Source organism: Streptomyces sp. NPDC127108 (genome assembly GCF_042677545.1).
GTDB lineage: Bacteria > Actinomycetota > Actinomycetes > Streptomycetales > Streptomycetaceae > Streptomyces.
In genome coordinates, this window is sequence record NZ_JBHXTE010000058.1 from 32,519 (window position 1) to 58,863 (window position 26,345).

At 71.6% G+C, this 26,345-nt stretch carries 19 protein-coding genes; 10 read left to right on the forward strand and 9 right to left on the reverse strand.

What is annotated here, in order from left to right; all coding sequences use genetic code 11:
* The first annotated feature begins 289 nt into the window (after window positions 1-289).
* Window positions 290-715 carry a bifunctional 3-phenylpropionate/cinnamic acid dioxygenase ferredoxin subunit gene (locus tag ACFVHO_RS35565; protein ID WP_385724099.1) on the forward strand — a complete coding sequence of 142 codons (426 nt, stop codon included), beginning with the start codon at window positions 290-292 and terminating at the stop codon, window positions 713-715.
* Complete coding sequence (locus ACFVHO_RS35570; RefSeq protein WP_385724102.1) at window positions 712-2,166, forward strand: NAD(P)/FAD-dependent oxidoreductase; 1,455 nt, start codon at window positions 712-714, stop codon at window positions 2,164-2,166. The genes ACFVHO_RS35565 and ACFVHO_RS35570 overlap by 4 nt, the downstream gene beginning before the upstream one ends.
* A gap of 87 nt (window positions 2,167-2,253) precedes the next feature.
* Here ACFVHO_RS35570 and ACFVHO_RS35575 read toward each other — a convergent pair whose 3' ends face one another.
* Entirely contained in the window at window positions 2,254-2,880 is a 627-nt protein-coding gene (locus ACFVHO_RS35575; RefSeq protein WP_385724149.1) for a hypothetical protein, read from the reverse strand.
* Window positions 2,881-3,613: 733 nt separating this feature from the next.
* Between ACFVHO_RS35575 and ACFVHO_RS35580 the strand changes: the two genes are divergently transcribed.
* From ACFVHO_RS35580 to ACFVHO_RS35600, 5 genes are read left to right on the forward strand one after another with little or no spacing between them, the layout of a single operon-like run.
* Entirely contained in the window at window positions 3,614-6,754 is a 3,141-nt protein-coding gene (locus tag ACFVHO_RS35580) for a nitrate- and nitrite sensing domain-containing protein (RefSeq protein WP_385724105.1), read from the forward strand.
* Window positions 6,751-7,191, forward strand: coding sequence for a roadblock/LC7 domain-containing protein (locus tag ACFVHO_RS35585; protein WP_385724107.1), 441 nt, complete (start codon window positions 6,751-6,753; stop codon window positions 7,189-7,191). The genes ACFVHO_RS35580 and ACFVHO_RS35585 overlap by 4 nt, the downstream gene beginning before the upstream one ends.
* Window positions 7,192-7,200: 9 nt before the next feature.
* Window positions 7,201-7,602 (forward strand): DUF742 domain-containing protein, encoded by a 402-nt coding sequence (locus ACFVHO_RS35590; RefSeq protein WP_385724109.1) that lies wholly within the window; start codon window positions 7,201-7,203, stop codon window positions 7,600-7,602.
* 25 nt (window positions 7,603-7,627) lie between these two features.
* Window positions 7,628-11,278, forward strand: a complete 3,651-nt coding sequence (locus ACFVHO_RS35595; protein ID WP_385724112.1) for a hydantoinase B/oxoprolinase family protein — start codon at window positions 7,628-7,630, stop codon at window positions 11,276-11,278.
* Window positions 11,279-11,320: 42 nt separating this feature from the next.
* Complete coding sequence (locus ACFVHO_RS35600) at window positions 11,321-11,926, forward strand: ATP/GTP-binding protein (RefSeq protein WP_385724115.1); 606 nt, start codon at window positions 11,321-11,323, stop codon at window positions 11,924-11,926.
* Between the two features lie 102 nt (window positions 11,927-12,028).
* On the opposite strand, the gene glpK is transcribed toward ACFVHO_RS35600, so the two are convergent.
* From glpK to ACFVHO_RS35625, 5 genes are all read right to left on the reverse strand, one after another.
* Window positions 12,029-13,549: a glycerol kinase GlpK gene (gene glpK / locus ACFVHO_RS35605; protein ID WP_385724117.1), complete on the reverse strand. Its 1,521-nt coding sequence runs from the start codon at window positions 13,547-13,549 to the stop codon at window positions 12,029-12,031.
* Window positions 13,550-13,573: 24 nt separating this feature from the next.
* Window positions 13,574-14,326, reverse strand: coding sequence for an MIP/aquaporin family protein (locus ACFVHO_RS35610; protein ID WP_385724120.1), 753 nt, complete (start codon window positions 14,324-14,326; stop codon window positions 13,574-13,576).
* A 415-nt stretch (window positions 14,327-14,741) separates the two neighbouring features.
* Window positions 14,742-15,932 (reverse strand): lipid-transfer protein, encoded by a 1,191-nt coding sequence (locus tag ACFVHO_RS35615; protein ID WP_385724122.1) that lies wholly within the window; start codon window positions 15,930-15,932, stop codon window positions 14,742-14,744.
* Complete coding sequence (locus ACFVHO_RS35620; RefSeq protein ID WP_385724152.1) at window positions 15,929-16,363, reverse strand: Zn-ribbon domain-containing OB-fold protein; 435 nt, start codon at window positions 16,361-16,363, stop codon at window positions 15,929-15,931. Before ACFVHO_RS35620 ends, ACFVHO_RS35615 begins: the two co-directional genes overlap by 4 nt.
* A 53-nt stretch (window positions 16,364-16,416) precedes the next feature.
* Window positions 16,417-17,229 carry a M15 family metallopeptidase gene (locus ACFVHO_RS35625; protein WP_385724125.1) on the reverse strand — a complete coding sequence of 271 codons (813 nt, stop codon included), beginning with the start codon at window positions 17,227-17,229 and terminating at the stop codon, window positions 16,417-16,419.
* A gap of 71 nt (window positions 17,230-17,300) precedes the next feature.
* Here ACFVHO_RS35625 and ACFVHO_RS35630 point away from each other — a divergent pair, with 71 nt between their 5' ends.
* The gene (locus ACFVHO_RS35630; RefSeq protein ID WP_385724127.1) at window positions 17,301-17,834 is read left to right on the forward strand and encodes an NUDIX domain-containing protein; all 534 of its coding nucleotides are present in this window, start codon (window positions 17,301-17,303) and stop codon (window positions 17,832-17,834) included.
* 76 nt (window positions 17,835-17,910) lie between these two features.
* Here the strand turns inward: ACFVHO_RS35630 and ACFVHO_RS35635 are convergent, their stop codons facing one another.
* Window positions 17,911-20,268, reverse strand: a complete 2,358-nt coding sequence (locus tag ACFVHO_RS35635; protein WP_385724130.1) for a glycoside hydrolase family 31 protein — start codon at window positions 20,266-20,268, stop codon at window positions 17,911-17,913.
* 353 nt (window positions 20,269-20,621) lie between these two features.
* Between ACFVHO_RS35635 and ACFVHO_RS35640 the strand changes: the two genes are divergently transcribed.
* Together ACFVHO_RS35640 and ACFVHO_RS35645 are read left to right on the forward strand one after the other, a co-directional pair.
* Window positions 20,622-22,604, forward strand: coding sequence for an acetoacetate--CoA ligase (locus tag ACFVHO_RS35640; protein ID WP_385724133.1), 1,983 nt, complete (start codon window positions 20,622-20,624; stop codon window positions 22,602-22,604).
* 79 nt (window positions 22,605-22,683) lie between these two features.
* Entirely contained in the window at window positions 22,684-23,580 is an 897-nt protein-coding gene (locus ACFVHO_RS35645) for a hypothetical protein (protein ID WP_385724135.1), read from the forward strand.
* Window positions 23,581-23,684: 104 nt separating this feature from the next.
* Here ACFVHO_RS35645 and ptsP read toward each other — a convergent pair whose 3' ends face one another.
* On the reverse strand, window positions 23,685-25,355 hold the full coding sequence (gene ptsP, locus ACFVHO_RS35650; RefSeq protein WP_385724138.1) for a phosphoenolpyruvate--protein phosphotransferase: 1,671 nt from the start codon (window positions 25,353-25,355) through the stop codon (window positions 23,685-23,687).
* 81 nt (window positions 25,356-25,436) lie between these two features.
* Window positions 25,437-25,886, reverse strand: a complete 450-nt coding sequence (locus ACFVHO_RS35655) for a PTS glucose transporter subunit IIA (RefSeq protein WP_385724140.1) — start codon at window positions 25,884-25,886, stop codon at window positions 25,437-25,439.
* Between the last annotated feature and the right edge of the window lie 459 nt (window positions 25,887-26,345).

Genomic DNA, 26,345 nt, shown 5'->3' on the forward strand with positions numbered 1-26,345 from the left:
CCGCGCGCCCTTTCCGGCGCTTCTCCTTGGCTGCTCCCTGCTGCGGCTCCTCGTTCTGGCCAGGCTGTTTCCGCGTGCGGGTCATATCTCAACTCTCACCACTCGGCGGCCTCTCGGAGCCGCGTCCCAGGGAGCCCCTTGACGCGATGGGCATCCCACCGGATTCTGTTGCGCATAGCGCTCTCTGGTGCGCCATATGAAACTTCATGCTACCGAAGAGTCCTTGGCCCGAACGGTCCCGGACCGGGCCGACAGATCCAACCGGGCCGACAGATCCAGAGGAGGGCCCGTGATCCCCGTCTGCCGCCTTGAAGACCTCCCTGCGGGCGAGTCCGTCCGTCTCGACACCACACCCCCCGTCGCGGTGTTCAACGCCGACGGCGCGCTGTACGCCGTCGACGACACCTGCAGTCACCAGGACGCCTCCCTCTCCGAGGGCTGGCTGGAGGGCTGTCTGGTCGAATGCCCGCTGCACGCCGCCTCATTCGATCTCCGGACCGGAGAGCCGACGTGTCTGCCGGCCCGCCGTCCGGTGCGCACCCACCGCGTGAGCGTGGTCGACGGAACCATCCATGTCCACCTGACCGACCCGACCGCGACCCCCGTCCCGGCCTCCGCTCCCCTCACGGCCGCTGCCTCCCTGTCCGCCGCCGCTTCTCTCGCCGCCGCCGGCCCCGGGCGAGGCCCGTTGACCGGTGAGGGATCCGCCGCATGAACACCGTCACCGTCGTGGGCGCCTCCCTCGCCGGGCTCTACGCGGCGCGCGAGCTGCGCGCCCAGGGCTTCGACGGCCGCCTCGTGATCGTCGGCGCCGAGCCCCACCTGCCGTACGACCGCCCACCCCTCTCCAAGTCCTTCCTCACGGACGCGGCTGCGGTCACGGATACGGCCCCGGCCGCGGCGACCACGGCCCCGGCCGCGACCAGCGCCCCGAAAAGCCCCAAGGCCACCGGCACCGGCACTGGAACCGTCACGGCCACCGCTCCCGACCCCGACCCCGCACCCCACATGCCGTACGCATCGGCCCCGGACCCCCAACTCGCCCTCACCGACCCCGAGGAGATCGCGGACCTGGCCGCCGAGTGGCTGCTCGGCGTCCACGCGACCGGCCTCGACCAGCATGGCCGCGCCGTCCTCCTGGACGACGGCCGCACGGTCGTCACCGACGGCGTGGTCGTCGCGACCGGAGCATCGGCCCGCCGACTGCCGGGACCGCAGCCCGGGGGCGTCCACACCCTACGTACGCTCGCCGACGCCCGCGCCCTGCGCGCCGACCTGAGCCGTGGCCCCCGCCGGGTCGTAGTGATCGGCGGGGGCTTCATCGGCGCGGAGACCGCGTCGTCCTGCGTCGCACTGGGCCACGACGTCACGGTCGTCGAGGCCGCCCCACTGCCCCTGATTCCCCAACTGGGCCCGGACATGGCCCTGTTCTGCGCCGACCTGCACCGGCAGGGCGGCGCCCGCCTGCTCACCGGTACGGGTGTGGCGGGCCTGCACCGCATGGCCCCGGCGGCCCCGTCTGCCGCATCCACCCTGCCTGCCGCAGCCGACCCTTCCGGCACCGCCGGCCCGGGGAACCCCCGGGCCGGAACGCCCGGCCCCGGCACCTCCGCCCATCCCGACACCTCCGACCACCCCGACACCTCCGGCCACGTCACCGCAGTCGGGCTGTCCGACGGCCGCGTCCTCCCCGCCGACGTGGTCGTCGTCGGCATCGGCGCCGTCCCCAACACCGGCTGGCTCTCCGGCACTTCGCTCGCCGTCGGTGACGGCGTCCTGTGCGACGGCGGCTGCGTCACCTCTCTCCCGCAGGTGGTCGCCGTGGGAGACGTCGCCCGCGTCGGTGGCGTCCGCGCCGAACACTGGACGAGTGCGACGGAGCAACCTCGCGTCGCCGTCCGCAACCTGCTCGCGGCCCGGACCGTGGAGTCCCTCACCGCGCTCCCGTACTTCTGGTCCGACCAGTACGGCTCCCGCATCCAGTTCGCCGGGCACCGCCCAGCCGACGCCACCGTGCGTATCGCGGAGGGCAGCCCGGACGACGGCGGTTTCCTCGCGCTGTACGAACATGCGGGCCGGGTGACGGCCGCGCTGGCGGTCAACCGCCCTCGCCCGTTCATGAGGGCGCGACGGGAGTTGCGAGCCCGACAGACAGCCGCTGCCTGACCCCGGCCCCGACCACCGCCCGCAGTCCCTGACCGTTGTCGCCGACCCGCCGACCCGCCGACCCGCCGACCCGCCGACCCGCCGTGCTCAGGAGTGCGACAGCTGACCCTGCCCGCCCGGGCTGCGTATGCCCTCCTTGGCGCGGGCGGCCACGCGCGCCTGGCGGCGGGCGCGTCGCCGCTCGCGCCGCAGCCTGCGTGCCGTGCTGCTGGGCATCGAGACCACGCCGTTGCGCTGGTTCCACACCTGGCGGGTCACCCAGACGTCGCACACGCCCCACGTCGCCACGACTGTGCTGGCCACGCTGCTCAACACCATGGGGAAGGCCAGCCAGGACTCCGCCATCGTGCAGAAGAACGCCGTCATCGCCTGGATGAGCGTCAAGGACACGATGAGCACGGCCCGCACGGCCGCCTTGCGCACGGGGTCGGGCAGCCGAGGCCGACGCGCGGGCTCGTCGACCCACAGGGGCCGCCGCTCCTCGTACTCGCTCTCGTCCAGCGCCTCGAATCGACCCTGCTGCTCCGACGCCTCCACCTGCTCACCGCCGTCCGCGTGCTCACGGCCGTCCGAACTCCCGGCCCCCGCAGGCCGATCCGAGGCCCCCGGCTCCGCGGGTCGGCCCAAAGCCTTGGCGTCGGTGCGTCGACCCGAGGCCCGCGATTCCCCGCGTCCCTTGGTCGCTCTGGCCTTGCTGTCCCGAGAGCCGCGAATCGTTCTCTCCGCGAGCCGAGTGGCGGAGGCCGTCCCGGATGCCCGCCGTCCCGCCGACTCCTTGTCCGCGTCCACGCTCGCCGCTTCGGCGTTCGTGGACTTCTCGGACGTCCCGTTCGCCGACGTCCGCCGGCGTTCTGTCGTACCCATCAACTCGTCACTCCCCCCGCTGTCCTGCCCCAGCCGCTGTTCTGCCTGTGCCTCGCGGCCGGCCGATCGAGAGCTCTCATGTCCGACTCTCCGCCTTGCTGCCCGTTTTACGCTGCTTTACGCCGTGCCGCTAGGGCTCGGTCGTGCAGCCGTCCGCCGTCGCCACCCTCGTCCGTCCCTCGTGCCCCCGCACCTTCCGGCGCCCGCGCCACCCGGCCCCCGTGCGCACCCGCTCTCGTACTGATCGACGAACGGACGCCGCGGAAGATTCCCGCCTCCGGCGGCAGATCCCCCCGGATGAGAGATCCCCATCCGGTGCGATCGGTTCCACGTTCCGAACAGTTCAGGCCAACTGGGCCTGCTGGTAAGGGCGATGAGGTCGTGTGGCATGCGCCGCAGGCGGGAGACAATCTCCCGCAATGGGCGGACAACTATGGATGCACCTTTCGCGTCACGGCTGAAAAGCGTCCGGACGTGCCTTCGAGTTGCACGTGTCTCAGTAGTAGGCTCGCGCCGTTTGTTGACGCACATGCGTGCCCCAGGCCGAACGCGCGGCTGTGAGGGGCCCGATCTGGGGGAGGCCATGCGCTTTCGCGGGAAGTCAATCCGCCGGAAGATCGTGGCATTGCTGCTCGTGCCGCTCGTGTCCCTCACGGCGATCTGGGGCTTTGCCACCTTCCTTACGGGGCGCGAGGCGAACAAGCTCATCGACACGGCGTACATCCTCGACGACCTGGCAAGACCGCTCCAGGACACCGCCGAAGTGGTGCAGGAGGAGCGGCGCCAGACCCTCGTCTACCTGGCCGACCCCCGTGCGTCGGACGCGCTCGCCGCGCTGCGCCGCAGCCGAGTGGCCACCGACAGGCTCGTCGCCAAGATCGAGTCCAAGGCCCGGAAATCCGACGCCCGCGAGGTCCTCGACGGCCGGTCGGAGGAGCGCCTGAGCGTGGCCCTGGACGGCTTCAAGGGACTCGACTCGCTGCGCCGCACGGTCGAGGAAGGCACGATCAGCCGGGACAAGGCGTTGAAGATGTACACGCGCCTGACCGACCCCTGCTTCGGCTTCCTGATGACGCTCAACGCCCTCGACGACGTGGGCGTCACCGCGGAGGGCCGCGCGCTCGTCGGTGTCGGCCAGGCCCGTGAACTGCTGTCCCGCGAGGACGCGTTGATCGGCTCCGCCCTGGTCGCGGGCACCGTCACCAAGGGCGAGGTCCGCCAGGTCTCCGACCTCGTGGCGCAGCGCGGTGTGCTCCTCGACAACAGCCTCACCCAGCTCCCCGACGACGAGCGGGCCCGCTTCGAGCGCTACTGGAACGGCGCCGAGACGAGCCGACTGCGCGACGCCGAGCAGTCCCTGATGGAATCCGGCGGCGGCACCCCCCGCGCGGTCACGTCCAGCGACTGGGACCGCGAGTCGGACAAGGTCCTCACGAGCCTCGCCGACCGGACCGAGGACGCCGTCGACCGGCTGCGCGACCGCGCCCGCCCCCAGGCCATCAGTGTCATCGTGCAACTGGCCGTCGCCGGTGTGCTCGGCCTGCTCGCCGTGCTCCTGTCCATCTTCCTTTCCGTACGCATCGGCCGCAGCCTCATCCGCGACCTGCGCCGCCTGCGCCTGGAGGCCCACGAGGCGTCCGGTGTGCGCCTGCCCGGCCTGCTGCGCCGTCTCGCGGCGGGCGAGCAGGTCGACGTGGAGACCGAAGCGCCGCGCCTGACCTACGACAAGGACGAGATCGGGCAGGTCGGCCAGGCCCTCAACACCCTGCAGCGCGCCGCGGTCGAGGCCACCGTCAAGCAGGCCGACCTGCGTCGCGGCGTCTCCGAGGTGTTCGTCAACCTCGCGCGCCGCAGCCAGGTCCTGCTGCACAAGCAGCTCACGCTCCTCGACACCATGGAGCGCCGCACGGAGGACACGGACGAGCTGGCCGACCTCTTCCGCCTCGACCACCTCACCACGCGCATGCGGCGGCACGCCGAAGGCCTTGTGATCCTCTCCGGCGCCGCCCCGTCGCGGCAGTGGCGCAAGCCCGTCCAGCTCATGGACGTCGTCCGCGCCGCGGTCGCCGAGGTCGAGGACTACGAACGCATCGAGGTGCGCCGCCTGCCGCGCATCGCCGTCACCGGCCCCGCGGTCGCCGACGTCACGCACCTGCTGGCCGAACTCCTGGAGAACGCCACGGTGTTCTCACCCCCGCACACTGCGGTGCAGGTCCTCGGGGAGCACGTCGCCAACGGCTTCACCCTGGAGATCCACGACCGCGGCCTCGGCATGGCGTCCGAAGCCCTCCTGGACGCCAACCTCCGCCTCGCCGAGACCCCCGAGTTCGAGCTGTCCGACACCGACCGCCTCGGCCTCTTCGTGGTCAGCCGCCTGGCCCAGCGCCAGCGCGTCCGCGTCTCGCTGCAGCCCTCCCCGTACGGCGGCACCACCGCCGTCGTGTTCATACCGGAGTCGCTGCTCACCGACGACGTGCCCGACACCGGAGGCGTCGGCTTCCGCCTGGACCGGCCGCAGCCGCAGAAGGCCGTGGGCGGCACCACGGACGACCGCGACGCCGCCCTCGCCCAGACGCCCGTCGAACTGCCCGGCCTGCCCGCGTCCCTCCTGGACGGACCGGTCGAGCTGGAGGCGCCCGTCGGCATGGCCGGCCTCGACGGCTTCCCGGGCGCCCTGGAGGACGAGGACAGCGAGCGCGGCGGCCTGTTCCGCCCGCGCCGCCGCGTCGGCGAGACCGCCGGGGAACAGCACCAGCAGGCCCGCGAGCCCGACCTCGGGGAACCCGTCCGCGCCGCCGACTCCACCGGCCACGACGCCCTGTACACCGACGACCCCCTGGACGACGAGCCCGCCCCGGGCGGCACCGTGCCCCTGGCGCGCCGCCGCACACCGAAGCTGGTCTCCTCGCACGGCCGCCGCGTGGGCCCGGCCCGCACCCGTGACACGGACGTCGGTCCCGCCCTCACCCGTGACACCGACACCGCGGACCCGGACAGCGACAACGACCGCGCCCGCCGCGACCCCGGCACCGGGTGGCCCGGCCGCGGCCCCGCCCGGGAATCCCGGCCCCTGGGTCAGGCGCCCACCGACACCCGCTCCGACGCCGGCCCCGCGCGCGGGGCTCTCGACAAGCGCGTACGGGACGGGCTCGGCACCCCGCCGCACGCCCCCCGGGACCGCTCGGACTCCTCCGGCGGCGCGGGCGTCGACCTGCCGCGCCGCCCCAGGCCGGACGCGGGCTGGCCCGACCTCACTCCGCCGCGCCCCCTGGGCCCGGACACCCCGGCCGACCCGCAGCCGCTCCTGCCCCGGCGCCGCCCGATCACGGACGCGCCGCGCGCCACCACCCGCACCGAGACAGCGCCCGGTGCGGACCGGGCGGCAAGGACGGACAGAGGACCCATGGACCGGGCCGCAGGCAGCACGGACACGCCGCCCCGGACGGCGGGCAACGATCAGGCCGCGCCCGCGCCCGGCGGGCTGCCCCGCAGGGTCCGGCAGGCGAATCTCGCCCCCCAGCTGAAGGACAGCCCGGACCACCGCACAGAACTGGACTCGACACCGGCGACGGCCGGAGCGGAGGAGCGCGACGCCGACGAGGTACGCAGCCGGATGGCTTCGCTCCAGCGCGGCTGGCAGCGCGGCCGTGAAGAGAACGCCGTGGGCGATGAAGTCCCGGACGGCGAAGCACCAGGAACGACATCTGAGGGGGACGGTCGATGACCGCACCGAAGGCCGACACACGCACCACCGCGACCGGGGGATCGGGAGAGCTGAACTGGCTCCTCGACGACTTGGTGGAGCGCGTCGGCAGCATCCGCAAAGCACTCGTGCTCTCCGGGGACGGCCTGCCCACGGGCGTGTCGAAGAACCTGACGCGCGAGGACAGCGAGCACCTTGCCGCCGTCGCGTCCGGATTCCACAGCCTGGCCAAGGGCGTGGGGCGCCACTTCGACGCGGGCAAGGTCCGCCAGACGGTGGTCGAGCTGGACGACGCCTTCCTCTTCGTCACGGCAGCGGGTGACGGCAGCTGTCTCGCCGTCCTCGCGGACGCCGACTCCGACGTCGGCCTGGTGGCGTACGAGATGACGCTGCTGGTCAAGAGGGTGGGTGTGCACTTGGGTTCGGCGCCGCGCACGGACCTGCCCGCGGGAGGGTAGTGGGAGGGCATGAGCGACGACGACGGTCAGGCCGCTATGCCTCACTGGTTCGACGACGACGCCGGCCCGGTGGTGCGCCCGTATGCCATGACACGGGGCCGCACCACCAGCCCCGCCCAGCACCGCCTCGACCTGATCGCGGTCGTGATCGCGGAGTCGCGCGCCGAGGAGACGGAGGCCGACCAGACGCTGTCCCCGGAGCACGTGGACATCGTCGGCCTCTGCCGCGACACCCCGCAGTCCGTCGCGGAACTCGCGGCGGAACTGGACCTTCCGATCGGCGTGATCCGCGTCCTCATCGGTGATCTGGTGGACGACCAACTGGTGCACGTGACCCGCCCCGTACCCCCCGCCGAGCTGCCGGACGAGAGTATTCTGCGCGACGTGATCAACGGCCTCCGGGCGCTCTGAACAGCGCGAAAGCGGGGATTGAGACGTGACAGGCTGGCAGTTCTGGGTCGACAGGGGCGGTACGTTCACGGACGTCGTCGCGCGCCGCCCGGACGGCGGACTGCTCACCCACAAGCTTCTGTCGGACAACCCCGCGCGCTATGCCGACGCCGCCGTCGCGGGCATCCGGGAGCTCCTCGTCGAGGCGGGCGAGCCGGGCACCGACACCGCGCGCGGAGTCGGCGATGTACGCATCGACGCCGTCCGCATGGGCACCACGGTCGCCACCAACGCCCTCCTGGAGCGCAAGGGCGAGCCCACCGCCCTCGTCATCACCCGGGGCTTCCGCGACGCGCTGCGCATCGCCTTCCAGAACCGCCCTCGGATCTTCGCCCGTGACATCGTTCTCCCCGAAGAGCTCTACGACCGCGTCATCGAGTACGACGAACGGGTCGGCGCCGACGGCGAGGTCCTGCGCGCCCCCGACCTCGACGGCCTCGCCGAAGCCCTGCGGCAGGCCTACGACGACGGCATCCGCGCCGTCGCCGTCGTGTGCGTGCACAGCCATCTGTACCCCGCCCACGAGCAGGCGGCCGGTGACGTCGCGCGCCGCACCGGATTCCCGCAGGTCTCGCTCTCCAGCGAGGTCAGCCCGCTGATGAAGCTCGTCCCGCGCGGTGACACGGCGGTCGTCGACGCCTATCTGTCGCCCGTCCTGCGGCGCTACGTCCAGCACGTCGCCGCCGAACTCCAGGGCGTGCGGCTGATGTTCATGCAGTCCAACGGCGGACTCGCGGACGCCGGACAGTTCCGCGGCAAGGACGCCGTCCTCTCCGGGCCCGCCGGCGGCATCGTGGGGATGGCCCGGATGTCGCGGCTCGCCGGGTTCGACCGGGTCATCGGTTTCGACATGGGCGGCACGTCGACGGACGTGTCGCACTACGCCGGGGAGTACGAGCGGGTCTTCACGACACAGATCGCGGGCGTACGCCTGCGGGCCCCGATGCTCGACATCCACACCGTCGCCGCAGGCGGCGGCTCGGTGCTGCACTTCGACGGCAGCCGCTACCGCGTGGGCCCCGACTCGGCGGGCGCGGACCCAGGTCCCGCGAGCTACCGCGGCGGCGGCCCCCTGACGGTCACCGACGCCAACGTCGCCCTCGGCCGCGTCCAGGCGGCTCACTTCCCGCGGGTGTTCGGCCCCGACGGCGACCAGCCGCTCGACGACGCGCTCGTCCGCCGCAGGTTCGCCGAACTCGCGCGGGAGATCACCGAGCGCACCGGGGACGACCGCACCCCGGAGCAGGTCGCCGAGGGCTATCTCCAGATCGCCGTCGCCAACATCGCCGCCGCCGTCAAGCGCATCTCGGTCCAGAAGGGCCACGACGTCACGCGCTACGCCCTGACGACGTTCGGCGGCGCGGGCGGCCAGCACGCGTGCATGGTGGCCGACTCGCTCGGTATCCGCACCGTCCTCGTACCACCCATGGCGGGCGTCCTGTCCGCGCTCGGCATCGGCCTCGCCGACACCACGGCCATGCGCGAACAGTCCGTGGAAGCGCCCCTGGAAGCCTCCGCGATGCCCCAGGTCCACAAGACGGCCGACGACCTGGAGACCGCCGCCCGCGCGCAGCTCGCCGCCGAGGACGTGCCGGCCGACCGCGTGCACATCACACGCCGGGCCCACCTGCGCTACGACGGCACCGACACCACCCTCACCGTCGAGCTGACCGACCCCGCCGCCATGACCCGCGCCTTCGAAGAACAGCACCGCGCCACCTACTCCTTCACCCTGGACCGCCCTGTCGTCGTCGAAGCCCTCTCCGTGGAGGCCACCGGCCGCACCGAGCCCCCGGCCCTGTCGGTGCTCGGCACCAGCACCGCGCGCGGCACCACGCGCACCGTGCGCCTGCACACGGGCGGCTCCTGGCGCGAAGTGCCCCTGCACCGGCGCGAGGAACTCCCGGCCGGCGAGCGGGTCACCGGACCCGCGATCATCACGGAGGCCAGCGCCACCACGGTCGTCGACGAGGGCTGGGGCGCGGCCATGACCGACGACGGGCACCTGGTCATGGAACGGGTGGCGGCGCCCGCGAGTTCCGACGCCGGAACGGAGGCCGACCCGGTCCTCCTCGAAGTCTTCAACAACCTCTTCATGTCCATCGCCGAGCAGATGGGCGCCCGCCTGGAGTCCACCGCCCAGTCGGTCAACATCAAGGAGCGGCTCGACTTCTCCTGCGCCCTGTTCGACCCGGACGGAAACCTCGTCGCCAACGCGCCGCACATCCCCGTCCACCTCGGCTCCATGGGCACCAGCGTCAAGGAGGTCATCCGCCGCCGGGGCACCGCCATGCGGCCGGGCGACGCCTACGCGGTCAACGACCCGTACCACGGAGGCACACACCTCCCGGACGTCACCGTCATCACCCCCGTCTTCGACACCCCCGGAGAGCGGATCCTCTTCTACGTGGCCTCGCGCGGCCACCACGCGGAGATCGGCGGCATCGCGCCCGGCTCCATGCCCGCGCACAGCCGCACCATCGACGAAGAGGGCATCCTCTTCGACAACTGGCTGCTCGTGGAGGCCGGGCGCTTCCGCGAGACCGAGACCCTGAGCCTGCTGACGGAGACCCGCCACCCCTCCCGCAACCCCGCCACGAACCTCGCCGACCTGCGGGCCCAGATCGCCGCCAACCAGAAGGGCGTCGACGAAGTGGGCCGGATGATCGACGACTTCGGGCTCGACGTCGTCCAGGCCTACATGCGACACGTCCAGGACAACGCCGAGGACTCCGTACGCCGCGTCATCGACACCCTGGAGGAGGGCGAGTTCTCCTACGAGACCGACTCCGGCGCCGTGATCCGGGTGCGCGTCTCCGTAGACCGCGAACAACGAACGGCGACCGTCGACTTCACCGGTACGTCACCCCAGCTGACCACCAACTTCAACGCCCCCTTCGCCGTGGTCAACGCCGCCGTCCTGTACGTCTTCCGCACCCTGGTCGCCGACGACATCCCCCTCAACGACGGCTGTCTGCGGCCGCTGCGCATCATCGTGCCGACGGGGACGTTCCTGTCGCCGGAACCACCCGCGGCCGTCGTCGCGGGCAACGTGGAGACCTCACAGGCGATCACCGGCGCCCTCTACGGAGCGCTGCGCGTCCAGGCCGAGGGCTCCGGCACCATGAACAACGTCACCTTCGGCAACGACCGCCACCAGTACTACGAGACCGTGGCCTCCGGCTCCGGCGCGGGCGACGGCTTCCACGGCGCGTCCGTCGTGCAGACCCACATGACCAACTCCCGGCTCACCGACCCCGAAGTCCTCGAATGGCGGCTGCCCGTCGTCCTGGAGGAGTTCGCGGTGCGCGCGGGCAGCGGCGGCGACGGCCGCTGGCGGGGCGGGAACGGCGCCGTGCGCCGCATCCGCTTCCGCGAGCCCATGACCGTCTCCACGCTGTCCCAGCACCGCGTGGTGCCGCCCTACGGAATGGCGGGCGGCGAGCCCGGCGCGCTCGGCTCGGGCCGTGTAGAGCGCGCCGACGGCAGCGTCGTACGGCTCGACGGCAGCGACTCCGCCGACGCGGGCCCCGGCGACGTACTCGTGATCGAAACTCCCGGGGGCGGCGGGTACGGACCGCCGTCCCACCGACCGCCCGGCGCACCGGCCGCCCCTGAAGCACCTCACCCCAACTGACGCACGCGACACCACTGATGACTGATGCAGGAGAAGAGAGCAATGATCTTCAAGCGTTCTGAGCGCGGTACGGCCCCCGTCGAGCCGGTTACGCTGAAGATCCTGGTCGCGGGCGGTTTCGGCGTCGGCAAGACGACCCTCGTCGGCGCGGTCAGCGAGATCAAGCCGCTGCGCACGGAGGAAGCCCTCAGCGAGGCGGGACGGCCCGTCGACGACACCAACGGCGTCCCGGGCAAGCACACCACCACCGTCGCCATGGACTTCGGCCGGATCACCCTCCGCGAGGACCTGGTCCTGTACCTCTTCGGCACCCCGGGCCAGGACCGCTTCTGGTTCCTGTGGGACGAGCTGGCGACCGGCGCGCTCGGGGCCGTCGTGCTCGCCGACACCCGCCGCCTGGAGGACTGCTTCGCCGCCGTCGACTACTTCGAGCGCCGCTCCATACCCTTCGTCGTCGGCGTCAACTGCTTCGAGGGCGCGACGCGTTACCCGTCCGACGCGGTACGCCACGCCCTGGACCTCGACGAGAGCACTCCCGTGGTGCTGTGCGACGCGCGCGAGAAGGAGTCCGTCAAGGAGGTCCTGATCGACGTGGTCGAGCACGCGATGGCGGTCGGGGCCGCGGCGAGGCAGCCGGTCGCCACCTGACGCGAAGACCGCGCGCGTGGAAGGCCGGGGGGCGATCCACGCGCGCGTGCCTGCCGCGCGTGCCAGGGCCGGGGCGAGGGCATCGGCCGCGCGGCAAGCGCCTCAGCCTTCGCCGTCGTCGTGCCACCCGAAGCTGCGCTCGACCGCCTTGCGCCAGTTGCGGTACTCGCGCTCGCGCTCCGTGTCCGCCATCTGCGGCGTCCACTCGACGTCGCGCTGCCAGTGGGCCTTCAGCTCGTCCAGGTCGTTCCACACGCCCGTCGCGAGCCCTGCGGCGTACGCGGCGCCCAGACACGTCGTCTCGGACACCCGCGGCCGGATCACGGGCACACCGAGCACATCGGCCTGGTGCTGCATCAGCAGATTGTTCTTGGTCATGCCGCCGTCCACCTTCAGGGTGGTGATGCGCACCCCGGAGTCCTGGTACATCGCGTCGACGACCTCGCGGGTCTGCCAGCTCGTCGCCTCCAGGACCGCACGCGCCAGATGGGCCTTGGTGACGTAGCGCGTGAGACCGGTGACGACACCGCGCGCGTCCGAGCGCCAGTACGGCGCGAAGAGGCCGGAGAACGCGGGCACGATGTACGCGCCGCCGTTGTCGTCCACACTCGCGGCCAGGGTCTCGATCTCGTCGGCGCTGCGGATGATGCCGAGCTGGTCGCGGAACCACTGCACCAGCGCCCCGGTGATCGCGATGGAGCCCTCCAGGCAGTACACCGGAGCCTCGGAGCCGATCTTGTACCCCATGGTCGTGAGCAGGCCGCTCTTGGACGGCACGGGCCGGTTGCCCGTGTTGAGCAGCAGGAAGCTGCCCGTCCCGTAAGTGTTCTTGGCCGTCCCGGTGTCGTAGCAGGCCTGCCCGAAGACCGCTGCCTGCTGGTCGCCGAGCGCGGAGGCGACGGGCACGCCCGCGAGCTGCCCGACGGCCGTCCCGTAGCACTCGGCCGACGACCTGATCTCCGGCAGGACGCTCTCGGGGACGTTCATCGCCGACAGGATCGAGGAGTCCCACTGCAGGGTCTGCAGGTTCATCAGCATCGTGCGGCCGGCGTTGGTGACGTCGGTGACGTGCACGCCGCCATCGGTGCCGCCGGTGAGGTTCCAGATGAGCCAGGAGTCGATGGTGCCGAAGGCGATGTCGCCGCGCTCGGCGCGCGCCCGCAGCCCGGGGACGTTGTCGAGCAGCCAGGCCGCCTTCGGCCCGGAGAAGTAGCTCGCCAGCGGCAGACCCGTCCGCTCGCGGAAGCGGTCCTGGCCGTCCGCGCCACCTAGGTCGTTGCAGAGCGCCGACGTCCGGGTGTCCTGCCAGACGATCGCGTTGTGCACCGGCTTGCCCGTGGAGCGGTCCCACAGGACCGTCGTCTCGCGCTGGTTGGTGATGCCGAGCGCGCTCAGCTGGTCCGCGCGCAGCCCGGCCTTGGCGAGGGCGCCCGCGACCACCGCCTGCACCTTGGACCAGATCTCGGTGGCGTCGTGCTCGACCCAGCCGGGTTTGGGAAAGATCTGCCGGTGCTCACGCTGGTCCACGGCGACGATCGCGCCGTCCTGGTTGAAGATGATGCAGCGGCTCGAGGTGGTGCCCTGGTCGATTGCGGCGACGAATTTCTCGGAGCTGTCCGTCATGGCTACCCCTTGGAGGAAGGCTGCTCAGAAGGCTGCGTTGTAGATGAGTCCGGCGAGGAGCCCGCCGATCAGCGGCCCGGCGACCGGAATCCAGGCGTAACTCCAGTCGGACGTGCCCTTGTTGGGGATCGGCAGGAAGTGGTGCACGACGCGCGGGCCGAGGTCACGCGCGGGGTTGATGGCGTAGCCGGTGGGCCCGCCGAGCGAGAGGCCGATGCCGACGACGAGGAACGCGACGATCAGGATCTGGGTGCCGGAGGTGCCGAGGCCCTTGGTGAGCCCGAAGGCGAGGATGGGCAGAACCAGGCCGACGGTCCCGATGATCTCGGTCAGGAGGTTCGCCACCGGGTTCCTGATCTCCGGGATGGTGGAGAAGATGCCGAGGGTCGGCGTGGGGCTGTCCGTGCCCGGCGAGTCCTTCGTCCCGCGGGGCACGTTGGCGTTGAACTGCGCGAGATACACCAGGTACGCGAGGACGGCGCCGAGCATGGCGCCGATCATCTGCCCGGCCAGGTAGATCCAGACCTTGTCCCACTTGTCGGTGTCGACGGCGATGCCGAGGGTGACGGCAGGGTTGAGGTGACCGCCGGACAGCGGCGCGGCGGTGTACGCGCCCGCCATCACGCCGAAGCCCCAGCCGAACGCGATGACGATCCACCCGGAGGCCTTGGCCTTCGAGTGGTTGAGGGTGACGGCGGCGCACACGCCGGCGCCGAAGAGAATCAGGATCGCGGTGCCGATGATCTCACCGACGAAGATGTCCCCATTCGAGTACATGGCGGCTCCTAGGCCTTCGCCCGGGGTGGTGGGCCCCGGTACTCCGTGCAGGGTTCGTTTCCCACGACTACTGCCCGGCCACCGCCCAGCCGCGTCAGCCGAAGGCAGGGGAGTCCCGCGCCCCGCCCGGCTTCGGTGACGAGCGTGCCGTCACAGTCGAATCGCCCATGGGGGATGCCCGTTGAACTGGCTCGTTGCGCGGAGCCATGGAGCGCGCGGGCCCTGAGCGGCGGAGTGCCGAAGAGCGGCGATGCCGACTGACACCGGGAAGTGTTCACCGGTGGTGATGGAGCGTCAAGGTCGCGGACGACACGGGTTAACCGGCGCGACGCCTTCCGAGCGGGAGGCCCCGGAAGCCGCCGTACGGCCTCTCCAGGGGCCCCGCGCGATGCCCGTACAGGTGCCCGCGCGGGCGTCAGCGCACCGCCACCACCGACGAGCCGTGCCCGAACAGGCCCTGGTTCGCGGTGATTCCCACCCGCGCACCCTCGACCTGCCGCGCGCCCGCCAACCCCCGCAACTGCCAGGCAAGCTCGCAGACCTGAGCGATGGCCTGGGCCGGGACGGCCTCTCCGAAGGAGGCGAGTCCGCCGCTGGTGTTCACGGGTATGCGCCCGCCGAGCGTGGTCGCGCCGTCCCGCAGGAGCTTGGCCCCCTCGCCCTCGCCGCACAGCCCCAAGTCCTCGTACCACTGGAGCTCCAGGGCCGTCGACAGGTCGTACACCTCCGCCAGGGAGAGGTCCTCCGGGCCGATCCCCGCTTCCTCGTACGCGGCGTGCGCGACGGACGCGCGGAACGCGCGCTCGGCGGGGCGCACGGCGGCCGCGGAGTCCGTGGCGATGTCCGGCAGATCCAGGACGGTGTTCGGGTACGTGGGCGTGACGGTGGACACCGCCCGGATGCGTACCGGCGCGGCCGTGCCGTGCCGCCGGGCGAACTCCAGGGTGGACAGCACGAGCGCCGCCGCGCCGTCCGAGGTCGCGCAGATGTCCAGCAGCCGCAGCGGATCGGCGACGACGGCGGACCCGGCGACCTCCTCCGGGGTGACGGTCTTGCGGTAGCGCGCGTGGGGGTTGAGTGCCCCCAGGGCTGCGTTCTTCACTTTGACGTGGGCGAAGTCCTCCAGGGTGTCGCCGTGCACGGCCATGCGGCGGCGTGCGTACATCCCGAAGTACGCAGGGTTCGTGGCGCCGAGGACGCGGAAGCGCAGCCAGTCGGGGTCGTCGGGCCGATCGCCCCCGGCGGGCCGGAAGAACCCCTTCGGGGCGGCGTCGGCGCCGACCACGAGAACCACGTCGGCTAGGCCCGCGAGCAGTTGGGCACACGCCGTGCCGATGGCCTGGGCCCCGGAGGCACACGCCGCGTACACGCTCGCCACGCGTGCGCCCTGCCAGCCGAGGGCCTTCGCGAAGGTCGCCCCCGCCACGTACCCGGGATAGCCGCCCCGCACGGTGTCCGCGCCGACGACGGACGTGATGTCCCGCCAGTCGACTCCGGCGTCGGCGAGCGCCGCCCGCGCCGCCACCGTCCCGTACTCGACGAAACCGCGTCCCCATTTGCCCCAGGGGTGCATGCCCACGCCGAGCACCGCCACGTCCCCGGTCATGCCGTCACCCCCACCGGTCGCCAGTTCCACGTCGTCCACGTCGTCGACGGATGCTCGGGGTCCGTGCCGAGCACGCCGGGGACGACCTCCACCTCCATGCCGACCTCCAGGTCGGCGACGGTCACTCCGGGAGTCGCCTGCCCGAGCACCACCATGCGCTCCGCGGCGAGCTCCACAGCGATCAACGTGTAGGGCTCCCAGGGAAGTTCCGGGTCCGAGAGGTACGGCGACGGCGGGCGGTAGCGCCCGTCGGTGTACGACCACACCCGCCCGCGCCGCGACAGCGCCACCTCGGCCAGCTCGCCCCCGGCGCAGCCCGGATTGCGACAGAAGCCGTCCTCGCGCGGGAAGAAGACGGCCGCGCACCCCGCGCACCGCGTGCCGAGCAGCCGGAAGTCCTCCCCCTCCCCGTCGAACCACCGCGCCACCACGGGCGTACGCACTCGCGACATGGCCCCTCCCGCACCCAGGATCTGACGGAACGTCAGAAGTGTGACATGGGCAGCGCCCTGCGCGACACCGGGAAGTCGAAGTAGGTGTCGGGGAACGGCTCGGGCTTGTACGTGAAGTGCCACCACTCTTCGGGGAGGTTGACGAAGCCCGTCTTCGCCAGGGCGCCGCGCAGCCGATCGCGGTTCGCGCGCTGCTTGGCGGTCACGCGAGGGTCGTCGGTGTGCGACAGCGTGTCCATGCAGTCGTACCCGGTGCCCATGTCCACGGAGTTGTCGGGGAATCGCTCACTACGGGGTGCGTAGCAGGGCTTGAGCGGCTCTCCGGGGACGTACGGTCGCGTCGGCTTGGCCGGCAGCCGCACGATCGTGAGGTCGACCGTCGAACCCCTGCTGTGCCCGGACTTCTTGGCGATGTAGCCGTCTTCGAAGAGGCGCGACTTGGCGACCCGGGGGTAGAACTCGGCCTTCATGCGCTCGTCCAGTAGATCCTCGCCCCAGCGCACGAACTGGTCGACCGCCCGCTGCGGCCGGTAGCAGTCGTACACCTTCAGGGAGTAGCCCGCGCGCAGCAGGCCGCGCTGAGCCTTGCGCAGGGCCTTCGCCGCGGGTTCGGTGAGGATGCACATCGGCTTGCGGTAGCCGTCGATGCGGTCGCCCACGAAGTTGTGCGGGGTGGTGTACCGGATCTCCTGGATGATCGTCGGGTCCACGTCGCTCAGCGCGACGAAGCCCTTCGGGGCCTGCGGTTCGGTGGCCGCCTGGGCGGGGGAGGGCACTGTGGCCGCGGCGAGCAGAGCGGCGGCGGCAACGGCGAGTTTCCGCAGTGCTGGGGCGAATGCTGTCATGTACCCGCATCTATCAGGAGGTTGGCACTCCACGGAAGACCGCCGCGTCGAGATCGGATACAGTCCGCCGCGTGTCCCCATCCCCGCACCCCACCGACCCCGCCCCGGACTCCCACTGCTCGAGCTGTGGCGCGCTCTACGGAGACCACGTCACGGGCTGGCCCCGCACCTGCCCGGACTGCGAGACAGTGGCCTACCGGAATCCGCTGCCCGTCGCGATCGCCCTCCAGCCGGTGTACGACACGAAGGGCACCGGCCTCGTCGTCGTGACCCGGTCCATCGCCCCCGCGCGCGGGGGCACCGCCCTGCCCGGCGGCTATGTGGACCACCGGGAGGACTGGCGGCACGCCGTCGTCCGGGAGCTCAAGGAAGAGACCGGCATCAGCGCGGCGAGCCACGACGTGCGCATCGTCGAGGTGCTCAGCTCACCCGACGGACACGTGCTCCTCTTCGGGCTGCTGCCGGAACGCCCCGCGGCCGACCTGCCGCAGTCGTCGCCGACGGACGAGACCGAGGGCTGGGAACTGCTGCACCGGCCCGCCGAACTCGCCTTCCCCCTGCACACGTCGGTGGTGCGGGCATGGTTCGAAGGGCGCTACATCTGAGACCGCGGGCAGCCGCCCGGCCGCAGCTGAAGGGTGCTCCATCACGACCACAGAGGGCGCGACACGAGGCCTCGCCTCAGGCGCCCCGCACCCGCACCGCGTACTCCACGGTGGCCCCAGGCTCGTCGCCCTCCTTCTCGACCACAAGCCGCTCACCGCTCCAGCGCACACCGAAGCGCTGGAGCTCCGGCTCCTCCCACCCGTCACCGGCGTCCGCGATCACCAGGCCGCTGCCGGAACGCCCTTTCGCGGGCGCCCACACCTCCAGCGCGAGCTGCCCGTCCTCCCCGCGGACGGGCAGCACGGCGCCCGCGCGCGCGAGGACCGGTATGCGGGACAGCGGAGCATCGAGCAAGGCCCGCCCCGGGCCCTGGTACGACTTCTCGGTGACCGTGTCGTACCACCGGCCCGGCGGGAGCCGCACGGCCCGCTGAGTGGCCCCTTCCTGCAGCACCGGCGCGACCAGCAGGCAGTCCCCGAGCAGGAACGCGTCCTCGCAGTCCCGCAGTGCCCTGTCCTCCGGGGACCCCCACCACAGGGGACGCGCGTACGGCGCACCGGTGAGCCGCGCCAAGTGCGCGAGCGTCACGAAGTACGGCAGCAGCCGTTCTCGCTCGACGAGAGCCACGCGCGCGTGCTCCAGCACCTCGGGGCCGAACTCCCATGGCTCCCTGCGGCCGGCGTGCAGCGCCGCATGCGTACGGAACAGCGGCAGATACGCCCCGAGTTGGAACCAGCGCAGATACAGCTCCGGTGACGGACTGCCGTCGAAACCGCCGACATCGGGACCCGAGTACGGCACTCCGCACAGACCGAGCCCCAGCACCAGCGCGAGCGAGGCCCGCAACCCCGGCCAGGTGCTGGCCACATCGCCCGACCACGTCCCTCCGTAGCGCTGCATTCCCGCCCACCCCGAACGGGAGAACAGGAACGGCCGCTCACCGGGCCGCAGTTCGCGCATGCCCTCGTAGCCCGCGCGAGCCATGCCCAGGGCGTACACGTTGTGCGCCTCCTGGTGATCGCCACCGCGGCCCTCCAGGGAGTGCCGGGCCGAGCGGGGAAGGGTGGTCTCCCCGAAGGCCGCGAACGACACCGGCTCGTTCATGTCGTGCCAGAACCCCGAGAAGCCCTGATCGAGACGCTCGTCGTAGAGACCGCCCCACCACTTGCGCACCCGCGCGGCCGTGAAGTCCGGGAACACCGCCTCACCGGGCCACACCAAGCCCCGAACGGCACGCCCCGCCGCGTCCCGCACGAACGCGTCCGAGGCCGCCCCGCCGTCGTACACCGCGTTGCCCGGCCCCGCCTTCACCGCGGGATCCACGATCGACACCAGCCGGATCCCGGCGCCGCGCAGCTCACCGGCCAGCTTCGGCAGGGACGGGAAACGCTCCTCGTCGACCGTGAACACCTGATGCGCGTCGAAGTGGTCGATGTCCAAGTGCACGGCGTCCAGAGGCAGTCCGCGCTCCTGGTAGCCCGTGACGATCCGCCGCACCTCCTGCTCGCTGCCGAAGCCCCACCGCGCGTGATGGTGACCGAGCGCCCACGCCGGCGGCACCGCGGGCGCACCGGTGAGCGCCGCCCAGGAGTGCAGCACGCGCGCGGGGGTGCCCACCATGACCCAGCAGCGCAGCGGCCCGCCGTCCATGCGGACCTCGCACGTCCCCGCCCTGTCGTGCCCGGAACCCGCCCCCTCCTCGCCCTCGTGCACGGTCACCGAGCCGTCCCAGGTGTTGTCGTGGAAGACCAGATGGGTTCCCACGTCGGCGACCACCCACTGCACAGGCATCGTGATGTACAGCGGATCGTCCCCGGGCTCGAAGGAACCCCCGGGATCGGTGTTCCACAACCGGTACGTCCCGTTCCGGAGCCGTGGCCCGGCCGCCCTGCCGCCGAGACCGAAGAACCGCGCGTCCGGGGCCACCTCCGACCGCTGCACCCAGCGAGCCGCACCACCGCCCACCGGCTCCCACCAGCGCGGCGGCAGATCGCGCCGCAGCATCACCCCGCCCGGAGTGTGCAGCTCCACCGCGCCGTGCCGCGAGACGACCACCGTCGCCCGCTCCGAGACCACCCGCCAGCCACCCGCCTTGTCGGGCTCGAGCACCGCCCGCGGATCCGCCTCGGGGCTGCCGCCCGCCAAGGCGTAGGACGGGTCGGGCTCGGCCCCGTCCCAGCCCCAGAACACGGCCCCGCCCAACGTGACCCGCACGCGCAGCTCGGAGCGCGCGAACCGCACCACGCCACCGCCGGGACCGGGCTCCACGAGGGTCACGGGACCGGGCGTCCGGGCCCGCTCGGCACCCCGGGGCGGCAGGCCCGTCGCGTCGGTCCGGAGCCGCCGCCACGCCGAGCGCACCATGCGCAACCTCTGGGCCGTGTCGGACAGGCCGACCGCCTTCACCGAACGCACCAGGTCACGACCGTTCATGCTGCTCACCCTGCCATCGAAGGCGCGGCGGGAGTACCGCGTTCAACTGCCGTTCATCCCGAGCGCCGACTAGCGTTACCAACCCTCTCCGTAGACGCACAGTGAGACCCATCGACAACAGGCGACGAAGCGTCCCCCGGGACCCACCATCACGTCTCTCCGGAGAGGCGCACACCACGCCTCTCCGGAGACGTCGTGGTACGCCGCCCCACACGGACACCGACCCCTCTGTGCCTGGACACCCTGGTGCGGAAGTCGATCACGTGGCATCGTCCGTGTCAGCCGTGTCACGCGCACACCCAGCACGTGCGCACGACAGCCGCCCACGACGCGCACAGCCCAGGAGCAGCCCCATGTCCTCAGCGAACCCCTCGCCGCTCTGGCAGCCGGACAAGCAGCGGATCGCCGACGCACAGGTCACGCGCTTCCAGGCATGGGCGGCCGAGCACCACGGAGCGCCCGCCGCAGGGGGATACGAGGCCCTGCACCGCTGGTCCGTCGACGAGCTCGACACCTTCTGGAAAGCCGTCACCGAATGGTTCGACGTGCGCTTCACCACGCCCTACACGCGCGTACTCGGCGACCGCTCCATGCCGGGCGCCGAGTGGTTCCCGGGCGCCACCCTCAACTACGCCGAGCACGCCCTGCGCGCCGGTGAGGATCCCGCGCGCGCCGACACCCCGGCCATCCTGCACGTCGACGAGTCGCACGGCCCGACGCCGCTCACCTGGTCCGAACTGCGCGGCCAAGTGGGCTCCCTGGCCGCGGAGCTGCGTGCCCTCGGGGTGCGCCCCGGAGACCGCGTCAGCGGCTACCTGCCGAACATCCCCGAGGCCGTCGTCGCCCTCCTCGCCACCGCCGCCGTCGGCGCCGTCTGGACCTCCTGCGCGCCCGACTTCGGCGCCCGCAGCGTCCTCGACCGCTTCCAGCAGGTGGAACCGGTCGTGCTCTTCACCGTCGACGGCTACCGCTACGGCGGCAAGGAGCACGACCGCCGCGACACCGTCGCCGAACTGCGCCGCGAACTGCCCACCGTGCGTGCGGTCGTCCACATCCCCCAGCTCGGCACCGCGGCCCCCGAGGGCGCCCTGGAATGGTCGGCGCTCACCTCGGCCGACACGGCCCCCGTCTTCGAAGCCGTGCCGTTCGACCACCCCCTGTGGGTGCTCTACTCCTCCGGCACGACCGGCCTGCCCAAGGCGATCGTCCAGTCCCAGGGCGGCATCCTCGTCGAGCACCTCAAGCAGATCGGCCTGCACTGCGACCTCGGCCCCGACGACCGGTTCTTCTGGTACACGTCCACCGGCTGGATGATGTGGAACTTCCTCGTCTCCGGCCTGCTGACGGGCACCACGATCGTCCTGTACGACGGCAGCCCGGGCTATCCCGACACGGCCGCCCAGTGGCGGGTGGCGGAGCGCACCGGAGCGACGCTCTTCGGGACGTCGGCCGCGTACGTCATGGCCTGCCGCAAGGCCGACGTGCACCCCGCGCGTGACTTCGACCTCTCGCGCGTGCAGTGCGTCGCCACCACCGGCTCACCACTGCCGCCCGACGGATTCCGCTGGCTGCACGACGAGTTCGCCGACGCCTCCGGAGAGGTGTGGATCGCCTCCGTCAGCGGGGGCACCGACGTCTGCTCCTGCTTCGCCGGTGCCGTGCCCACGCTGTCCGTCCACATCGGCGAACTCCAGGCTCCTTGCCTGGGCACCGACCTGCAGGCCTGGGACCCCCAGGGCAAGCCACTCGTCGGCGAGGTCGGCGAGCTCGTCGTCACCAACCCCATGCCGTCCATGCCGATCCACTTCTGGAACGACCCCGACGGCAGCCGCTACCACGACAGCTACTTCGACACCTACCCCGGCGTGTGGCGCCACGGAGACTGGATCACCCTCACGTCACGCGGCTCCGTCGTCATCCACGGCCGCTCCGACTCGACGCTGAACCGTCAGGGCGTACGCATGGGATCGGCCGACATCTACGAAGCCGTCGAACGCCTCCCGGAGATCCGCGAATCCCTCGTCATCGGTGTCGAACAGCCCGACGGCGGCTACTGGATGCCCCTGTTCATCCACCTCGCCCCTGGCGCCACACTCGACGACGACCTGCGCACTCGCATCAAGCGGACCATTCGCTCGCAACTCTCGCCCCGCCACGTCCCGGACGAGATCGTCGAAGTCCCCGGCATCCCGCACACCCTCACGGGCAAGCGCATCGAAGTCCCGGTCAAGCGCCTCCTCCAGGGCACCCCGCTCGACAAGGCCGTCAACGCGGGCTCCGTCGACAACATCGAACTCCTGCACTTCTACGAGCAGCTGGCCCGCGAACGAGGCTGAGCCCCTCACGCCCAGCGGTCACTGTCAGTGCCTCCCGTTACGGTGAGTGAGCATTGATCGACTGACCGCAGGGGGAATCATGGGGCACACCCAGCACGACACGATGCGCCGCGTCCTGCGCCGCGAAGTCGCCGGCACCATCGGCCTGCTTGCCGACGCCGAGGACTTCGCGGCGATGCGCCGCTATCGCAGCTTCACCTTCGACGACCACGTGACATATCTGCAGCAGGTGGAGGCACTGCTCAAGACCCTGTCCGCCCAGGGCAGGCTGACCAGCGTCGCCCTCTTCGACCCGGAGGCGTACGACGAGTTCTGCGCGGAGACGGGCCTCGACCCGGACACCTCCGCGAGCCGCACCCGCTTCACCGCGGAGCTGGCGACCATGGGCCCGACGATGCCGTACGAGGGCCAGGCCCTGGCCGACATCGTCCCCGACCTCGTCGACGAGACCGTCCGACAGAGCACTTGGGAGTACGGGACCATGCTCCTGGCCCGCATCGGCGCGTGCGCGGACTGCGGTGTCGACATCGGACGCGCCGCCTTCGCCAGGGCCTCCGACCTGCTCATGCGCGCCATCAGCAGCGGCGGCGGCCCGGTCGCCCGCCACCTCGTGTGCAGCGTCCCGTCCGAAGGCCAGACCCTCCTCGCCGCCCTGCACGTCGAATGCGACGGCGACGGCAATCCCCAACTGGACGAAACAGAAGCCCTGGAGTTCACCACGGTCCTGGCGGTGGGTATCGCCACTGTCAGCGCGGGCGGCCTGGTGATGCGCACCAACGACGGCACCCGTGACCGAGTCCAGGGCTGGCGCCTGGAGGGCGAGCGGCTGCACGCGCTCACGGCCGCGGAAGTCTTCGACGCCTACTGCACGGACGCGCTCTCCGGCGACCTCATCGCCCCCGAGTCCGGCGTCGACTACTGCGCCGCACCCGACCTGGGCCACGACGAGCCGCAGGACGGGGGACACCACCACTGAACACGGAAGGGGCGCCCCACCCAACATGGGTGGAGCGCCCCTTCCGCAGAACCGGACCTACATGGGACAGCCGCCGAACGGCGATCCCATGAGGGCCGTGCCGACTACTCGCCGGACAGCACCGCCTGCGCCGCCTTGCGAGCCTCTTCGGCGCTGTCCGCGGCACGGGCCGCCGCCGCGGCGCGCTCGCACTGCGCCAGCGTGTACTTGGCCAGCGTCGCCCGGACGTAGGGAATCGACGCCGCACCCATCGACAAGGAGGTGACACCCAGACCGGTCAGCACACAGGCAAGCAGCGGGTCGGACGCGGCCTCGCCACACACGCCGCAGCTCTTGCCCTCGGCCTTCGCCGACTCGGCGGACAGGGCGACCAGGTCGAGCAGCGCGGGCTGCCACGGGTCCTGGAGCCGCGACACCGCACCGACCTGACGGTCGGCGGCGAACGTGTACTGCGCGAGGTCGTTGGTGCCGAGCGAGAGGAACTCGACCTCCTGCAGGATCGAGCGGGCCCGCAGCGCGGCCGACGGAATCTCCACCATGGCGCCGAACTTGGCCCGCAGTCCCGCCTCACGGCACGCGTCGGCGAACGCCTTGGCGTCAGCGCGGTCCGCGACCATCGGAGCCATGACCTCGAGGTAGACGGGGAGCCCCTCCGCGGCCTTGGCCAGCGCGGTGAGCTGAGTCCGCAGCACCTCGGGGTGGTCGAGGAGCGAACGCAGTCCGCGCACACCGAGCGCGGGGTTCGGCTCGTCGGCCGGCGTCAGGAAGTCGAGCGGCTTGTCCGCACCGGCGTCGAGCACCCGCACGACGACACGGCCCTCGGGGAAGGCCTCGAGGACCTGGCGGTAGGCCTCGACCTGCTTCTCCTCGGTCGGCGCCTTGGTGCTGTCGTCGAGGAAGAGGAACTCCGTACGGAACAGACCGACGCCCTCGGCGCCTGCCTCGACCGCCGCGGGCACGTCGGCGGGACCGCCGACGTTCGCGAGGAGCGGCACCTTGTGTCCGTCCGACGTGGCGCCGGGGCCGGTCGACGCGGAGAGTGCGGCCTTGCGCGCGGCAGCGGCGGCCTCCAGCTCGGCATGCTTCTCCGCGCTGGGGTCGACGAAGATCTCACCGGTGCTGCCGTCCACGGCCACGACCGTGCCCTCGGCGAGCTCACCGGCACCGGGCAGCGCGACGACGGCGGGCACTCCGAGCGCCCGCGCCAGGATCGCGCTGTGGCTGGTCGGCCCGCCCTCTTCGGTGACGAAGCCGAGCACGAGCGCCGGGTCGAGCAGCGCGGTGTCCGCGGGCGCGAGGTCACGGGCGATGAGCACGTACGGCTCGTCGCTGTCCGGCACGCCCGGCATGGGGACGCCGAGCAGCCGCGCGACGATGCGGTTCCGCACGTCGTCGAGGTCCGCGACACGACCGGCCATGTACTCGCCCGCGCCCGCGAGGAGCTCGCGGTAGTGGGAGAACGCGTCGTAGATGCCGCGCTCGGCCGTGCTGCCGACGGCGACGCGTCGGTCCACGTCGGCCATGAGCTCCGGGTCCTGAGCGATCATCGCCTGGGCTTCGAGGACCGCCTGGGCCTCACCGCCTGCCAGGTTGCCGCGCGCCATCAGGTCGGCGGCCACAGCCTCGACGGCCTTGCGGGCGCGCCCCTGTTCGCGCTCCGCGTCCTCCGCCGGGATCTGCTTGGCCGGCGGCTCGAGAACCGCCGTGCCCATGTGCCGAACCTCGCCGATCGCCACCCCGTGGCTCACGCCGACGCCTCGCAGCGTTGTCTCCATTTCACCCGTCTCCGCTAGTGCGACGGGCCCAGCCGCCGCGGTGGTTGTCCTACCTGCCGTCGGTCACCGACGGCGCCGACGTCACTTCCAGCTGAAGAGAGCGTCGCCGGCCTTCACGTCGCCGGCCTCGACGAGGTCGCCCAGAGACTCACTCGTCGCCTCGAGCGCCACGATGGGGCAGATGGGGGACTTGCCGGCGGCCTCGACGGCGGCCGGGTCCCAGCGCACCACGGTCTGACCGCGCTGCACCGTGTCCCCCTTGTTGACGAGGAGCTCGAAGCCCTCGCCGTTGAGCTGAACGGTGTCGATGCCCAGGTGTGTCAGAACACCATGGCCCTGGTCGTCCACGACGACGAAGGCGTGCGGGTGAAGAGATACGACGATGCCGTCAACGGGCGCGACGGCCTCGGAGGGCTCGCGAACCGGGTCGATCGCAGTGCCGGGGCCGACCATCGCGCCTGAGAAGACGGGGTCGGGGACCGCGGCGAGTCCGATGGCGCGTCCAGCAAGAGGGGACGAAACGCTGGTCATGGCAGGCCTCCCAGGGGGTGGAGAATCGTTACCGCCGTCACTACCTGTCCTGGACGACGCACTGTTCGAAGGGTAAGTCATAGGAAGTCCCGGTTCCGCATGAGAGGTCCCGGTTGGCAGGCGTACAAGCACTGCACAAACGATTTGCGCCGACCCGAACGCCGTTGTAGAGTCGGACTCCTGCCCAGCGCCGAACGACGCACTCAGCGTCGAGGCCAGGCAGTAACTATCGAGTCGGATCCTATCTTGGGGTTTGGTTCTGCATGCCCACAGAGCATCGTGGTCAGAGAGCCGAAAACGACCTGATAGAGTTTGGAAACACCGAAGGGAAGCGCCCGGAGGAAAGCCCCAGAGAATGTTCTGCGGGTGAGTACAAAGGAAGCGTCCGTTCCTTGAGAACTCAACAGCGTGCCAAAAGTCAACGCCAGATATGTTGATACCCCGTCTACTGGACATCAT